The 15,872-nt window shown below is 39.6% G+C and carries 14 protein-coding genes and 1 other annotated feature; all 14 genes read right to left on the bottom strand.

The window, feature by feature from the left end:
* Positions 1-166 precede the first annotated feature (166 nt).
* Entirely contained in the window at positions 167-2,239 is a 2,073-nt protein-coding gene (fusA, locus tag HNQ80_RS25000; RefSeq protein ID WP_184313895.1) for an elongation factor G, read from the bottom strand.
* 95 nt (positions 2,240-2,334) lie between these two features.
* Positions 2,335-2,805: a 30S ribosomal protein S7 gene (gene rpsG / locus HNQ80_RS25005; RefSeq protein ID WP_184313897.1), complete on the bottom strand. Its 471-nt coding sequence runs from the start codon at positions 2,803-2,805 to the stop codon at positions 2,335-2,337.
* 129 nt (positions 2,806-2,934) lie between these two features.
* Positions 2,935-3,354: a 30S ribosomal protein S12 gene (gene rpsL, locus HNQ80_RS25010; RefSeq protein ID WP_184313899.1), complete on the bottom strand. Its 420-nt coding sequence runs from the start codon at positions 3,352-3,354 to the stop codon at positions 2,935-2,937.
* Between the two features lie 120 nt (positions 3,355-3,474).
* Entirely contained in the window at positions 3,475-3,720 is a 246-nt protein-coding gene (locus HNQ80_RS25015; protein ID WP_184313901.1) for a ribosomal L7Ae/L30e/S12e/Gadd45 family protein, read from the bottom strand.
* Between the two features lie 136 nt (positions 3,721-3,856).
* Positions 3,857-7,363: a DNA-directed RNA polymerase subunit beta' gene (rpoC, locus tag HNQ80_RS25020; RefSeq protein WP_184313903.1), complete on the bottom strand. Its 3,507-nt coding sequence runs from the start codon at positions 7,361-7,363 to the stop codon at positions 3,857-3,859.
* 141 nt (positions 7,364-7,504) lie between these two features.
* Complete coding sequence (gene rpoB / locus HNQ80_RS25025; RefSeq protein ID WP_184313905.1) at positions 7,505-11,215, bottom strand: DNA-directed RNA polymerase subunit beta; 3,711 nt, start codon at positions 11,213-11,215, stop codon at positions 7,505-7,507.
* Between the two features lie 696 nt (positions 11,216-11,911).
* The gene (gene rplL / locus HNQ80_RS25030) at positions 11,912-12,277 is read right to left on the bottom strand and encodes a 50S ribosomal protein L7/L12 (protein WP_184313907.1); all 366 of its coding nucleotides are present in this window, start codon (positions 12,275-12,277) and stop codon (positions 11,912-11,914) included.
* A 40-nt stretch (positions 12,278-12,317) separates the two neighbouring features.
* Positions 12,318-12,818, bottom strand: a complete 501-nt coding sequence (gene rplJ, locus HNQ80_RS25035) for a 50S ribosomal protein L10 (protein WP_184313909.1) — start codon at positions 12,816-12,818, stop codon at positions 12,318-12,320.
* A gap of 48 nt (positions 12,819-12,866) precedes the next feature.
* Positions 12,867-13,009, bottom strand: a sequence feature (ribosomal protein L10 leader region).
* Between the two features lie 62 nt (positions 13,010-13,071).
* Positions 13,072-13,770, bottom strand: a complete 699-nt coding sequence (gene rplA / locus HNQ80_RS25040) for a 50S ribosomal protein L1 (protein WP_184313911.1) — start codon at positions 13,768-13,770, stop codon at positions 13,072-13,074.
* Between the two features lie 68 nt (positions 13,771-13,838).
* Positions 13,839-14,264 (bottom strand): 50S ribosomal protein L11, encoded by a 426-nt coding sequence (gene rplK / locus HNQ80_RS25045; RefSeq protein WP_184313913.1) that lies wholly within the window; start codon positions 14,262-14,264, stop codon positions 13,839-13,841.
* Between the two features lie 93 nt (positions 14,265-14,357).
* A complete protein-coding gene (nusG, locus tag HNQ80_RS25050; RefSeq protein ID WP_184313915.1) occupies positions 14,358-14,876 on the bottom strand; it encodes a transcription termination/antitermination protein NusG in 519 nt (172 codons plus the stop codon).
* 47 nt (positions 14,877-14,923) lie between these two features.
* A complete protein-coding gene (secE, locus tag HNQ80_RS25055; protein ID WP_184313917.1) occupies positions 14,924-15,142 on the bottom strand; it encodes a preprotein translocase subunit SecE in 219 nt (72 codons plus the stop codon).
* 56 nt (positions 15,143-15,198) lie between these two features.
* On the bottom strand, positions 15,199-15,348 hold the full coding sequence (rpmG, locus tag HNQ80_RS25060; RefSeq protein ID WP_184313918.1) for a 50S ribosomal protein L33: 150 nt from the start codon (positions 15,346-15,348) through the stop codon (positions 15,199-15,201).
* A gap of 431 nt (positions 15,349-15,779) precedes the next feature.
* Positions 15,780-15,872, bottom strand: a 93-nt coding sequence (locus tag HNQ80_RS25065; RefSeq protein WP_330603012.1) for an EF-Tu C-terminal domain-related protein, incomplete at its 5' end; no start/stop codon positions are given.

A 15,872-nucleotide genomic window follows, 5' to 3' on the forward strand; every position in this document is an offset into this window, starting at 1 on the left:
GTTGTTTTACCGTGGTCAACGTGTCCAATTGTTCCTACGTTTACGTGGGGCTTATTTCTTTCAAATTTAGCTTTTGCCATTTCTTTCTTCCTCCTTTTAACCTTACATTCAATCGTAAAGATATTTTATGAAGTTGCCAAACCAAAGATTTGGCAACATGTATTTTTTATTTGTTCCCTGCAATAATCTTTTCAGCAATGCTGTTTGGTACTTGCTCATAGTGGTCAAATACCATTGTATATGTTCCTCTACCTTGTGTTTTGGAACGAAGATCTGTTGCATATCCAAACATTTCAGATAGCGGCACGTATCCTCTAACAACCTGAGCACCCGCTCTTGCTTCCATACCCTCAATTCTACCACGTCTTGAGTTTATGTCACCAATTACGTCTCCCATGTACTCTTCAGCTACAACTACCTCAATCTTGAAGTATGGCTCAAGAATAGCAGGTTTTGCCTTCTTCGCAGCTTCTTTAAACGCCATAGATCCGGCAATTTTAAATGCCATTTCAGATGAGTCAACCTCATGGTAAGATCCATCATATAATTCAACTTTTACGTCTACACACTGGTAGCCAGCAAGCACACCATTTTCCATGGCTCCTTGAATACCGGCATCAACGTGAGAAATATATTCTCTTGGAATAGATCCACCAACCGTTGAGTTGATAAATTCATATCCAGCACCTGGCTCTTGTGGGAACACTCTAATCTTAACGTGTCCGTATTGTCCACGACCACCAGACTGACGAGCATATTTCATATCTACATCTGCAGGGGCAGTAATTGTTTCTTTGTAAGCAACCTGTGGCTTACCTACATTGGCTTCTACCTTAAACTCTCTTAGCATTCTATCTACGATAATTTCAAGGTGAAGCTCACCCATACCAGCGATGATTGTTTGACCTGTCTCTTGGTTGGTCCAAGTTCTAAATGTTGGATCTTCTTCAGCAAGCTTCTGAAGAGCCACACCCATTTTTTCTTGACCAGCCTTCGTTTTAGGCTCAATAGCAATCTCAATAACAGGCTCTGGGAATTCCATAGACTCAAGAATGATCGGATGTGCTTGATCACACAACGTGTCACCAGTTGTTGTATCCTTTAAACCTACTGCAGCAGCGATATCACCAGAGTAAACCTCTGTGATCTCTTCTCTACTGTTGGCATGCATTTGAAGGATACGTCCGATTCTTTCTTTCTTCTCTTTTGTTGAGTTATATACATAGGAACCTGATTGAAGTACCCCTGAATATACTCTGAAGAAGCAAAGCTTACCTACATAAGGGTCTGTCATGATTTTGAACGCAAGGGCTGAGAATGGCTCGCTGTCGCTAGCATGTCTCTCAGATTCTTCTTGCGTTTCAGGAATTACCCCTTGGATCGCAGGAATATCTAATGGAGATGGCATGTATGCAACGACTGCATCCAGCATCAACTGTACCCCTTTGTTCTTATAGGATGAACCACAAACAACAGGTACCATTGCATTGGCAATTGTCTGTTTTCTGATTCCCTTCATGATTTCTTCTTTTGTAAGCTCTTCGCCTTCCAGGTATTTCATCATTAATTCTTCATCTGATTCAGCTACGGCTTCTACTAATCCTAATCTGAATTCTTCAGCTTTGTCCTTTAACTCCGCTGGGATTTCAGTGACTTCAATATCTTTTCCAAGATCGTCTTTGTAAATTCTGGCATTCATTTCTACAAGGTCAATGATTCCAGTAAAAGTATCTTCAGCACCAATCGGCAATTGAATTGGCACTGCATTTGCCTTTAATCTGTCTTTCATCATATCGATAACTCTGTAGAAATCAGCGCCCATGATATCCATTTTGTTTACATAGGCCATTCTTGGTACTTTATATTTATCAGCTTGACGCCAAACATTTTCTGATTGGGGCTCAACGCCACCTTTTGCACAGAAAACTGCTACGGATCCGTCAAGAACACGCAAGGATCTCTCAACCTCTACGGTAAAGTCCACGTGTCCCGGTGTATCTATAATGTTTATTCTATGATCATTCCATTGGGCAGTCGTAGCAGCTGAAGTAATTGTGATACCTCTTTCCTGCTCTTGCTCCATCCAGTCCATCGTCGCAGCACCTTCATGTACTTCTCCAATTTTATGGGTTCTACCTGTATAGAATAAAATTCTTTCAGTTGTCGTTGTCTTACCCGCATCGATATGCGCCATGATACCAATATTACGGGTTTTTTCTAGTGAAAACTGTCTAGGCACAATTTTTCCTCCTTTCTTTTCTCGGAATTGCTACAGAAAATATTGTTCCCAATATTAGGTTTGTTAAACCAAAGTTTAGCAAACTCTTTCTATTCTTACCATCTGTAATGTGCAAATGCCTTGTTGGCTTCTGCCATCTTGTGGGTATCTTCTTTCTTCTTCACAGATGCACCCGTATTGTTTGCTGCATCCATAAGCTCTTTCGCCAGTTTCTCATCCATGGTCTTTTCGCCTCTCTTACGAGTATAACCAACCAACCATCTTAAGCCTAGCGTTTGTCTTCTTTCAGGTCTTACTTCTACTGGTACTTGGTAGTTGGCACCACCCACACGTCTTGCTCTTACTTCAAGCACTGGCATGATGTTGTTCATTGCCTTTTCAAATACCTCTAGAGGATCGCTACCTGTTTTTTCTTGGATTATTTGAAATGCATCATATACAATCTTTTGTGAAGTTCCTCTTTTACCATCCAACATAACGCTGTTGATTAACTTCGTAACCACCTTGCTTCCGTACACTGGATCTGGCAATACTTCTCTCTTTGGTACATGTCCTTTTCTTGGCACTTTTCTTCCCTCCTTAACAATCATTTCTCTCATCGGTACTCGACAACCCTAAGATTGCCGTCGTGCGTCTTCATACAATATATGAAATCCAACCCTCATGGGAGGGTGGATATAGGTCCGCTCGACGAATTATTTAGCTGCTTTAGGTCTCTTTGCACCGTACTTAGATCTTGCCTGATTTCTGTTTTTAACACCTGCAGTATCTAGGGTACCTCTTACGATGTGGTATCTAACCCCTGGTAAGTCTTTTACCCTTCCGCCTCTGATCAATACAACGCTGTGCTCTTGTAAGTTGTGTCCGATACCTGGGATATACGCTGTTACCTCGATACCGTTTGTCAATCTTACCCTTGCAACTTTTCTTAACGCTGAGTTAGGTTTCTTTGGCGTTACTGTCTTAACAGATGTACATACCCCTCTTTTTTGTGGAGCACTTAAATCTGTTTGCTTTCTGTGCAATGTGTTAAGACCTTTTTGTAAAGCTGGAGCTGTTGATTTGTACTCAACTTTTTCTCTACCTTTACGTACTAATTGGCTAATTGTAGGCATTCTGTGCACCTCCTTCTAATTCCATGGTTCTTTTGGTATTTATATACATAGGAAAACCTAAGCCTATGCTTAACGATGTTTAACTGGCCCATAAAGTCCAAAGACTTCATAGTCCCAATGTTACTTCAGGATCACAGCCGTTGCAGCGCTCACTTCGATGCCGCACGCTTTTCCCAATTTTTTCATGGATTCCACGTATACGATCTGAAGCTGTACTTCTCTTGCTGCATCCTCGATGTTTCTTGTTACGTGTTTTTCTGCGTCTTTAGCAATAAAAAGGGTTTGAGCTCTTCCTTCTTTTATCGCCTTTAGTGCCTGCTTTGTTCCGATAATGAGTTTGTTTTGATTTTTTAATTCTTCTAACATCTATAGTATCCTCCTTTAATAAACACCTGAAAGATTATGTGTATACACATAATCTTTCAGTATATTTAAAAAGTCCACTATCTTGTTAATTTACACACTTTGATATTTTACCACTAAGGGCAATCCCTGTCAACAACTAATTGTTAACTGGTTCCTTCGGACTGTTTTCATGTTCTATGGCAATATTCTTGTATCTTCTCATACCTGTACCTGCCGGGATGAGCTTACCAATAATTACATTTTCCTTTAGTCCGATCAGATGATCTTCTTTACCCTTAATCGCAGCCTCAGTTAGCACCCTCGTAGTTTCCTGGAAGGAAGCCGCTGACAAGAATGATTCTGTCGCAAGGGATGCCTTTGTAATACCAAGCAGGACTCTTCTACCAACAGCCGGCTTACCGCCGTCTTCTTCTGTGCGCTTATTATCTTCTTCAAAATCATAGAGATTGATCAGACCACCTGGGAGAAGTTCTGTATCTCCTGAGTCTTCAACTTTCACCTTAGAGATCATTTGTCTTACGATAACCTCAATGTGTTTATCGTTAATATCAACACCCTGCATTCTGTAAACCCGTTGTACTTCGCGCACAAGATATTGTTGGGCGCCGCTTACACCTTTGATTCTTAAAATATCATGGGGGTTTACGGAACCTTCCGTAATCTCATCTCCTGCTTCTAATTGCTGACCATTCTTCACCTTAATTCTTGAGCCATAGGCGATAGAGTAGGTTCTGCTTTCACCATCAGGAGAAGTAACGATCACTTCCCGTTTCTTTTTGGTTTCATTGATGGCAGCTACACCATCCACCTCAGCGATAATGGCCAATCCCTTTGGCTTACGGGCTTCGAATAGTTCCTCTACCCTCGGTAGACCTTGGGTAATATCGGCACCAGCAACCCCGCCGGTATGGAAGGTACGCATGGTCAACTGTGTTCCTGGCTCACCGATGGACTGGGCAGCGATAATACCAACTGCCTCTCCCACGTTTACAGGCTCTCCTGTCGCCAGGTTTCTTCCATAACATACACCACAAACGCCGTGTCTTGTTCTACAATGCAGTACAGTTCTTATTTTTACCTTTGTGATTCCGGCACCAATAATAATATCTGCTGCTTTTCCTGAAATCATTTTGTTAGCTTCAACAATAACCTCACCTGTTTCAGGATGGATGATATCTTCAAGAGCATATCTTCCTTCGATTCTGTCATATAACGGTTCAATGATTTCATTGCCATCTCTATAATCTTCTGCAACGATTCCTTCGTTCGTGCCACAGTCAAGTTCACGAATAATTACGTCCTGGCTTACGTCAACCAATCTTCTTGTCAAATAACCGGAGTCGGCTGTACGTAGGGCTGTATCTGCAAGACCCTTTCTCGCACCGTGGGTGGAGATAAAGTACTCAAGTACTGATAATCCTTCACGGAAGTTCGCTTTGATTGGCATTTCTACCGTATGACCAGAAGCATTGGCCATCAATCCACGCATACCACCCAGCTGACGAATCTGGTTTTTACTACCCCTCGCACCAGAATGGGCCATGATGAATACATTATTCAATCTGCCTAGGTTTTTCATCAACGCATCGGTAACTTTTTCCGTTGTTTCCTGCCATGTTTGGATAACTTTCTCGTATCGCTCTTCATCGGAGATCAGACCTCTTCTGTAAGCTTTCTCATATTTATCAACAGTTTCATCCGCTTTTGACAATAGCTCTTCTTTTTCTTGTGGTATTTCCATATCCGATACACTGATAGTGATAGCACCAATGGTTGAATAGTGGAAGCCCATCGCCTTGATATGATCTAGCAATAAAGCTGTTACAGTATTTCCATGAACTCTAAAGCATTTATCAATAATTTTTCCTAAGGATTTCTTATCACAGAGGAAATCTACTTCTAACGCATATAAATTTTCTGCTCTATTTACAAAGCCTAAATCCTGCGGAATTTTTTCATTGAATATAAATCTTCCCACAGTACTTTCTACCAGTTTACCTGGATCATCCTTGGAAAGCTTTCTTCTCACTTTTACCTTTGCATGAAGCCCCACAATTTTGTTTTCATAGGCCATCAGCATTTCTTCGTGATCCTTGAAGATCATGCCTTCGCCCTTCTCCCCTTCAACCTCTACCGTCATATAGTAACTGCCTAGCACCATATCTTGAGTAGGTGTTGTAACTGGAGATCCATCTTTTGGGTTCAGGATGTTGTTTACGGACAACATTAAAAATCTTGCTTCTGCTTGAGACTCTACAGACAGCGGCACGTGAACAGCCATCTGGTCACCATCAAAGTCAGCATTATATGCAGTACATACCAATGGATGGAGCTTAATCGCCTTTCCTTCTACTAAGATTGGCTCAAAGGCTTGAATTCCTAATCTATGTAGGGTAGGGGCACGGTTTAACAGAACTGGATGTTCTCTGATAACTTCTTCTAGTACATCCCAAACCTCTGATCGAACCCGTTCAACCATTCTTTTGGCACTTTTAATATTGTGGGCATAACCGTCATTTACCAATCGTTTCATAACAAAAGGTTTGAATAACTCTAGTGCCATTTTCTTTGGCAGACCACACTGATAGAATTTCAATTCAGGTCCTACAACGATAACAGAACGTCCTGAGTAGTCAACACGCTTACCCAATAGGTTCTGACGGAAACGACCCTGTTTCCCTTTTAACATGTCTGATAAAGACTTTAATGGTCTGTTTCCAGGTCCGGTAACAGGTCTTCCTCTTCTACCGTTATCAATTAAAGCGTCTACCGCTTCTTGAAGCATTCTTTTCTCATTTCTGACAATGATATCAGGTGCTCCAAGATCCAATAGTCTCTTCAAACGGTTGTTTCTATTAATCACTCTTCGATATAGGTCATTTAAATCAGATGTGGCGAATCTTCCTCCATCCAACTGCACCATTGGCCTAAGCTCTGGCGGAATGACAGGTACTACATCCAAAATCATCCAATCTGGTCTGTTGTTAGATTTCTTAAACGCCTCAACTACCTCAAGTCTTCGAATGGTTCGAATTCTTTTTTGTCCAGAGCTATCTCTCAACTTTAATCTTAAATCCTTTGACAGTTTCTCAAGATCTATTTGCTTCAATATATCTTTGATTGCCTCTGCACCCATGGATGCTTTGAAGGCATTTCCGTACTTATCTCTATATTCTCTGTATTCTTTTTCGCTTAAAAGCTGTTTATAGCTTAACGCTGTTTCCCCTGGATTGGTAACAATGTAGGATGCAAAATATAATACTTTTTCCAAGGATCTTGGGGACATATCCAACAATAATCCCATACGGCTTGGTATTCCTTTGAAATACCAAATATGAGATACAGGAGCAGCCAATTCTATGTGCCCCATTCTCTCACGTCTTACTTTAGATTTTGTCACCTCAACGCCGCAACGATCACAGACAACACCTTTGTATCTTACTCTCTTGTATTTACCACAGTGACATTCCCAGTCCTTCTGAGGTCCAAATATTTTTTCACAAAAAAGACCTTCCTTCTCTGGCTTCAATGTTCTATAGTTAATTGTTTCAGGCTTTTTTACCTCACCTTTGGACCAGCTTCTAATCTTCTCCGGTGATGCAAGACCAATCTTAATGGATTCAAAATTATTTAATTCAAACAAGGAGTTTCTCTCCCTTCTTATTGGTTTAATGATGACCCTCATTCATTTTCTTCACTGCTCAGTGCTAATCCAGATGGAGACTTTGCTCCATCTGGATCTTATACATTTTATGATTCAGCGTTAACATCCTATTAAACCTGATTAAAATTCATCATCGTATTCTTCATATTCGCTATAATCGTCTTCGCTGATAAACTCTTCTCTCTCAATATCGTCTTCATCAAAGAATTCTTCTGAATCAGTATCCTCTTTCACTTCTTGCTCTTCATATTCTTCGGTGTAATTATTGAATTCTTCGCCTTCAAGAATTACATTTAAGTCACTGATATCCTCATCTACAGATTCTCTAATTTCCAGTTCAGCATCATCTTCTGTTAATACCTTTACATCCAGCGCCAAACTCTGTAATTCTTTGATTAGTACCTTAAAGGATTCAGGCACTCCTGGTTCAGGTATATTCTCACCCTTCACAATGGCTTCGTAAGTTTTTACACGGCCTACCACGTCATCGGATTTAACCGTTAAAATTTCCTGAAGGGTATGGGCAGCACCATAGGCTTCCAACGCCCAAACCTCCATCTCACCAAAACGCTGACCACCGAACTGAGCCTTACCGCCCAACGGCTGTTGCGTAACCAATGAATAAGGTCCTGTGCTTCTTGCATGGATTTTATCATCTACCAAGTGGTGCAGTTTCAGCATATATAGGTATCCAACAGTTACTCTGTTGTCAAAAGGCATACCTGTTCTTCCATCATATAGCACAAGCTTACCATCTTCTGGGTATCCACATTCCTGCAAGGCTTCACGAATATCCTGCTCGCTGGCACCATCGAATACTGGTGTTGCCACCTTCCATCCTTTTTTCCTAGCTGCAAGACCCAAATGCACCTCGAGTACCTGACCAATGTTCATACGAGAAGGCACCCCTAATGGGTTTAATACAACCTGAAGTGGTGTTCCATCCTCAAGGAAAGGCATATCCTCCTCTGGTAATATTCTGGAGATTACCCCTTTATTACCATGACGTCCTGCCATTTTATCCCCTACGTTGATTTTTCTCTTCTTCGCAATATAACATCTTACCAAAATATTCACACCTGGAGGCAATTCGTCTCCATTTTCACGGGTAAATACTTTTACATCTACAATGATGCCTGATTCACCATGGGGTACTCTTAAGGATGTATCTCTTACTTCTCTGGCCTTTTCTCCAAAGATTGCGCGAAGTAATCTTTCTTCTGCCGTAAGCTCCGTTTCTCCCTTTGGTGTTACTTTACCCACAAGGATATCGCCGGAATTGACTTCCGCACCAATGCGGATAATTCCTCTCTCGTCAAGATCCCTAAGAGCATCTTCTCCAACGTTTGGTATATCCCTTGTGATTTCTTCTGGACCCAATTTTGTATCTCTCGCTTCTGCTTCATATTCTTCGATATGAATAGAAGTCAATCTATCTTCCATTACAAGTCTTTCATTTAAGAGGATGGCATCCTCATAGTTATAGCCTTCCCAAGTCATGAAACCAATCAATAGGTTTGTTCCTAATGCAATCTCACCGTTGTCAGTAGATGGTCCATCCGCAATGGTATCACCCTTCGCCAAATGCTCACCCTTATGAACAATCGGTCTTTGATTGATACAGGTACCTTGGTTAGAACGTTTAAACTTCAACAATTTATATTTATCACGGCCTCCATCGGAGTCCCTTTTAATAATGATTTCATCTGCACTTACTCGTTCCACAATTCCAGCATTTTTTGCCAAGAGCACAACGCCAGAATCCTTAGCTGAAACGTACTCCATTCCCGTACCAATTACCGGCGCATCCGTTCTTAACAATGGAACGGCCTGACGTTGCATGTTGGCACCCATTAGGGCACGGTTTGCGTCGTCGTTTTCCAAGAAAGGAATCATGGCAGTAGCCACAGATACCACTTGCTTTGGCGATACATCCATGTAATCTACTTCATCTTTCGGAACTACGTCAATACCGCCATTCTTCGTTCTGGCCGTTACCCTGCGGTTCATGAATCTTCCTTCTTCATCTAGCGGTTCATTGGCCTGCGCGATGATAAATTTATCTTCTTCATCAGCGGTTAAGTACTCGATTACCTCAGTTACCAAGCCTCTTTTTCTATCCACTTTACGGTATGGAGATTCAATGAATCCATAATCATTGATCCTAGCATAGGTACTTAAGGAACCAATCAAACCGATGTTTGGACCCTCTGGTGTCTCGATTGGACACATACGCCCATAGTGGGAGTGGTGAACGTCACGAACCTCGAAGCCTGCTCTTTCACGGGATAAACCACCAGGTCCTAATGCAGATAATCTTCTTTTATGAGTCAACTCAGCCAAAGGATTGGTCTGGTCCATAAACTGTGACAACTGGCTGCTTCCAAAGAACTCTTTGATTGCAGCTGCTACAGGACGGATATTGATCAGCGCTTGCGGTGTAATGACGTCAATATCCTGGATTGTCATTCTTTCCTTTACAACTCTTTCCATCCTGGAAAGTCCAATTCTAAATTGGTTTTGCAGCAATTCTCCAACAGATCTCAATCTTCGATTGCCCAAATGATCGATATCATCGACCTCACCAATACCATGGGCAAGATTTAACACATAACTAATAGAAGCAATCATATCATCAATGATTATATTCTTTGGTGATAAGTCTCTGCTTCTTTCTTTTAATGCTTCCCGAATTTCAGCTTCAGTCTTATAAGTATCTAAAATTTCACGGAGTACTGGATAATGCACTTTTTTCTCGATACCCAAATCATCTATATTAAAGGTAATATAGTCTTTAATATTTACAAAATGGTTGCCGATGACTTTGACAGGCTTTCCATCTTCTCCAATAACAGTAACCGCTTTGATGCCTGAATTTTCAATGGCAATCGCTGTCTCTCTGTCAATTTTAAAGCCTTCTTCCACGAATATCTCTCCAGTATTCGGATTGACGATGGTTTCCGCCGCTTTAAAGTCAACAATTCTATTGACGATGCCTAATTTTTTATTATATTTATAACGACCAACCTTCATTAAATCATATCGTTTAGGGTCAAAAAATAAAGAATCAATGAGAGATTTTGCACTTTCAACTGTTGGTGGTTCACCAGGTCTCAGCTTCTTATAGATTTCTAATAATCCCTCTTCCTGGGATTTTGTATTATCCTTGTCAAGGGTATTCATTAAGCGCTCGTCTTCACCTAACAGCTGTATAATCTCGGCATCAGTACCGAAGCCCATGGCTCTTAATAGAACTGTAACCGGTTGCTTTCTTGTTCTGTCTACACGAACAGAAATGATATCATTAGAATCTGTTTCATATTCCAACCACGCGCCCCTATTTGGAATCACCGTTGTAGAAAATAATTTTTTCCCGGTTCTGTCAAATTGAAGGGAGTAGTAAGGTCCAGGCGATCTAACCAATTGGCTGACAATAACTCTCTCTGCACCGTTGATAATAAAGGTTCCCTTATCGGTCATCAATGGGAAATCTCCCATGAATACCTCTTGCTCCTTTACCTCACCAGTCTCTTTATTGATTAATCTTACCTTAACTTTTAATGGAGCGGCATAGGTAACATCTCTTTCCTTGCATTCCTCAACTTCATACTTAGGTTCCCCATCCAATGAATAATCAATAAACTCAAGAATTAGATTTCCTGTATAGTCTTGAATTGGAGAAATGTCTTCAAAAACTTCTCGTAATCCCTCCCTTAAAAACCACTCATAGGACTTGCTCTGGATTTCAATCAGATTTGGCATGTCTATTACTTCGTCGATGCTGGAGTAACTCATTCTGGTTGTTCTTCCGACCTGAATAGGATGTGGCATGTTCTTTCACCCCTTGTAGTAATATAAAAGATCGCATGCTGCTACTGCAACTGCTTGTGACACCAAAGAAACGCTAGAAACAATCTAGTGTATCCTGGTTTTAGAGTTTTCTGCGAACCTTAAGATCGACTCAAAACACATGACAAAACTATAAACCCGGCTCAAGGCAAGGTTATAGCTCAAATGCTTCAGAAAAGCCTCCTTAAGAATTGTAAGAAGAGAACTTTAATCTATATTAACAAAACTTTCTTTTAAAAGTCTTGCCGTTATCTGCTTTGAATGCCCCAGTTATAACAAGTTCACTGGAAGCATAAATATATTGTAAAACATAGATAGGTCTATTTATATATGATGAATAGGTCTATTTATGTATTGGAAATTGTGGATAAATATGCTATTTTAGTATTATCCTTTATACTATTGCCAATTGAATTTCCTTTTATACACGTAATGAAAAATCGTGAGTTGTATGGCATTATATAATGCTATCACAATCTTTTTTTATTGTCAAGCCTTGGTTTATATGCTAAAATATAACTAATGTCTTTAGATCATTGCTAGTAGAATTTGAATCATTACAGTCCTTGGCAAATCATTTCATTCGAAATGATTTGTTTTTATTTAGACGATTTCCCTATGTGTTATAAACAAAAAGGTACTCCAGATTGCTCTGGAGTCCCTTTTGATCATCTTTAATTACTTAACTTCTACTGTAGCGCCTACTTCAGATAACTTCGCTTTGATTTCTTCTGCTTCTGCCTTAGCTGCACCTTCTTTTAATGTCTTTGGCGCGTTGTCTACTAAGTCTTTTGCTTCTTTTAATCCTAAGCCAGTTAATTCTCTTACAACTTTGATAACCTTGATCTTTTCTGCACCAGCGCTAGCTAAGATAACATCAAATTCAGTTTTTTCTTCAACTGGAGCTGCTGCTGCGCCTCCACCTACAACTGCCACTGGAGCTGCTGCAGATACGCCGAACTCTTCTTCACATGCTTTTACTAATTCGTTTAATTCAAGAACTGTCATATTTTTAATCGCTTCAATAATTTGATCTCTTGTCATTTTAAAATACACCTCCGAAAAATTTTAGGTAATAATGAATTTACGCTTCCGCACCATTTTGCTTATCTGCAATTGCTTGAAGTAAATAAGCAAGATTTGATAATGGTGATTTAATGCTGCCAAGTAATTTAGCAAGCAATACTTCTTTCGATGGAATTTCAGCAATTGCTTTGATTTCATCAAGACTACAATACTTACCTTCTACAACACCTGATTTTAATTCTAGCTTCTTATGATCCTTCGCAAAATCATTTAAGATTTTTGCAGGGATCACTGGATCGCTGTAGCTAAATGCAATGGCGTTTGGTCCAGTTAGATCTCCTAATAAAGCTTCAAAGCCTGTCTCCTGCGCAGCCATTCTTGTCATTGTGTTTTTGTAAACTTTGTAGTCTATACCTGCTTCTCTCATTCGCTTTCTAAGCTCTGTCACTTCTTCCACATTAAGACCACGGTAATCCACAACAACTGCTGATTGTGCTTTGCTGAACTTCTCTTTGATTTCTTCCACGATCTGCTTTTTGATCTCTATTGCGTTTGACATTTAGGTGTCCACCTCCTCTACAACTTCTAAATCCAAGTCCGTTCTGTTATATAAAATAACAGAACCTCTCTGCCGCAGACATAGAGAGGTTCTATAATTTTCAATAAATTGAAATCTATAGTCTCAACCTCGGTAGGATATTTTAAACCCAATCGGGTTCCTACTGTCTACGGTTTATATTCATATTTTCATTTACAACGCCTTTGATTATATCATTGTAAAATCTATATGTCAACAATGAAGCAATAGCAAATTATGCCATTACCTTAACTGGGTTTATTTTAATGCCAGGGCCCATTGTGCTGGCAACCACTACACTTCTAAGGTATTGTCCTTTAGCTGCCGCTGGCTTTGCTTTAACAACTGCCTCCATCAACGTATGGAAGTTGTCATTTAATTTTTCAGTTCCAAAGGATACTTTTCCGATCGGAACGTGAATGATGTTTGTTTTGTCTAATCTATATTCCACTTTACCTGCTTTGATTTCTTTTACAGCTTTTTCCACATCAAATGTAACTGTACCTGATTTTGGGTTTGGCATTAAACCTTTTGGTCCTAGTACTCTACCTAGTCGTCCTACTAATCCCATCATGTCAGGTGTAGCAACTACAACGTCGAACTCAAACCAGTTTTCTTTTTGAATCTTTTCAACCATATCTTCTGCTCCAACAAAATCTGCTCCAGCTGCTTCAGCTTCTTTCACTTTGTCACCCTTTGCAAATACAAGAACTCTACTTGTTCTACCTGTACCATGTGGTAAAACAATCGCTCCTCTAACTTGTTGGTCAGCATGTCTTGAGTCTACACCCAGTTTGATATGGGCTTCAACTGTTTCATCAAACTTTGCTTTTGCTGTTTTTACTACTAAATCAAGTGCTTCATTTGCTTCATAAAGCGCAGCTTTATCTACTAACTTCGCACTTTCTTGATATTTCTTACCTCTTTTTGGCATTTTGCTACCTCCCTTGTGGTTTTAACGGTGTTGAGAATACCTCCCACGCGATTTGCTCCTAACAACTACTATTCTTCAACTACAATTCCCATACTTCTTGCAGTACCTTTTACCATGCTCATAGCAGCTTCAACGCTTCCAGCATTTAAGTCAGGCATTTTTAGTTCTGCGATTTCTCTCACCTTATCAATAGATACTCTAGCAACCTTTGTTTTGTTTGGTGTACTTGAGCCACTTTCAATTTTCGCAGCCTTCTTTAATAGAACAGCGGCTGGTGGTGTTTTTGTGATGAATGTAAATGATCTGTCCTGATATACAGTAATTACTACTGGTATAATCAAACCAGCTTGATCTGCAGTTCTAGCATTGAATTCTTTACAGAATTGCATTATGTTAACACCTTGTTGTCCAAGTGCTGGACCTACTGGTGGTGCCGGAGTAGCTTTTCCTGCATTGATTTGTAGCTTTACTAATCCTGTAACCTTTTTAGCCATTGTTACACCTCCTCGTTTCCCTGTGTAAGCTTATCATTTATCGCTTACAACAAATCTTTTATATTTAAAAGCATATAGCTTTTTAACAATAAACTATAACTTCTGCACTTGGGTAAAATCAAGCTCAACGGGTGTTTCCCTACCAAACATAGAAATAAGCACCTTTAAAGTATGTTTTTCCAGATTTATGCCTTTCACTACGCCCATAAAGCTTTCAAACGGACCTGAAGTAACTTTGATTGTATCTCCTACCACCACATCAATTTGCGGTGTTGGTTCTGCAATACCCATATTTCTTACTTCTTCTTCCGTTAAAGGGATGGGTTTCGATCCTGGACCTACGAAGCCTGTAACTCCTCTGGTATTTCTAACAACATACCAAGATTCATCATTCATAATCATGTTCACAATTACATAGCCTGGAAAGACTTTCTTTTGCTTCACTTTTTTCTTACCATTTTTAATTTCTACTACATCTTCTGTAGGCACGAGTACTTCATGGATAACTTCTTCCATGCCCCTATTCTCTACAATTTTCTCTATATTGGCTTTCACCTTGTTTTCATGTCCTGAATAGGTGTGCACCACATACCATTTAGCCTTTTCTGACATATCGCAGAGCATTTATACTTTTGTATAAATCACTCTTCCCTCCCTCACTATTTTATGATTAGTTGAAGAGTTTTTCCAAAAATTGTATCCGCAATCCATACGCCTACTGATGCAATGGCGCAGGTTACAAGTACAACCGTTGTATAATTGATTAGGTCTTTTCTACTTGGCCAATTCACTTTTTTAAGTTCCGATTTTACACCTCTGAAAAATTTGCTCATATCTTGAGTTTTTCCAGGATTATTCGTATTTGTTTGTGTTGCCATATGCTTATTTCACATCCTTATATGTTAATATGGGTAAACATACAAAAAATATAGGATTATTTTGTTTCTTTGTGAGCTGTATGGGACTTGCAGAACTTACAGTATTTCTTCATTTCTAATCTTTCAGGATCATTTTTCTTGTTCTTCATTGTGTGGTAATTTCTTTGCTTGCAATCTGTACATGCTAAGGTAACTTTCACTCTCATGTTTACACCTCCTAAAACCTATCTGTCTATCTCAACTATCCAGCAAATCGACGCAGATATCTCATTCTGATACCATTACTTAATAAAACTATCACAATTTGCAATAGATGTCAATACGATTTTTGTTCCCCAATAGGTCGGCTAACCATGACTTATTTCAATGTTTTCACCGATTATAAATACAGAGAAAAAACCACCTGTTTCGTGTTTTTTTCTCTATGCTTATGTTATTTTTTGCTAATTTCCCTATCTTAGTATAGCCACTATTCTTTCCAATTATTATGCGGAAAATGTTCTATTCCATATCCAGTTCTTTAAATTTTTTCTTCATTCAGAAATCTTTTTAATTAAGCAATATCATTTTAAAGGACTAGGTTTGACTGCCAAACCTAGTCCCGATGGTTATGCATTTGATAATCCCTATATGAAAATTACTTTATGATAGAAGCAACTACACCTGCTCCAACTGTTCTTCCACCTTCACGGATCGCAAATCTTAATCCTTCTTCGATGGCAATTGGGTT

Source organism: Anaerosolibacter carboniphilus (genome assembly GCF_014205875.1).
In the GTDB taxonomy this organism is placed as follows: Bacteria; Bacillota; Clostridia; order Peptostreptococcales; family Thermotaleaceae; genus Anaerosolibacter; species Anaerosolibacter carboniphilus.

What these genes read in the sequence shown, in the direction of transcription:
- rpsL (WP_184313899.1), bottom strand. Translation starts at nt 3,354, where the DNA reads ATGCCTACAATTAGCCAATTAGTACGTAAAGGTAGAGAAAAAGTTGAG.
- HNQ80_RS25015 (WP_184313901.1), bottom strand. Translation starts at nt 3,720, where the DNA reads ATGTTAGAAGAATTAAAAAATCAAAACAAACTCATTATCGGAACAAAG.
- rpoB (WP_184313905.1), bottom strand. Translation starts at nt 11,215, where the DNA reads ATGCCACATCCTATTCAGGTCGGAAGAACAACCAGAATGAGTTACTCC.
- rplL (WP_184313907.1), bottom strand. Translation starts at nt 12,277, where the DNA reads ATGACAAGAGATCAAATTATTGAAGCGATTAAAAATATGACAGTTCTT.
- rplJ (WP_184313909.1), bottom strand. Translation starts at nt 12,818, where the DNA reads ATGTCAAACGCAATAGAGATCAAAAAGCAGATCGTGGAAGAAATCAAA.
- rplA (WP_184313911.1), bottom strand. Translation starts at nt 13,770, where the DNA reads ATGCCAAAAAGAGGTAAGAAATATCAAGAAAGTGCGAAGTTAGTAGAT.
- rplK (WP_184313913.1), bottom strand. Translation starts at nt 14,264, where the DNA reads ATGGCTAAAAAGGTTACAGGATTAGTAAAGCTACAAATCAATGCAGGA.
- nusG (WP_184313915.1), bottom strand. Translation starts at nt 14,876, where the DNA reads ATGTCAGAAAAGGCTAAATGGTATGTGGTGCACACCTATTCAGGACAT.
- secE (WP_184313917.1), bottom strand. Translation starts at nt 15,142, where the DNA reads ATGGCAACACAAACAAATACGAATAATCCTGGAAAAACTCAAGATATG.
- rpmG (WP_184313918.1), bottom strand. Translation starts at nt 15,348, where the DNA reads ATGAGAGTGAAAGTTACCTTAGCATGTACAGATTGCAAGCAAAGAAAT.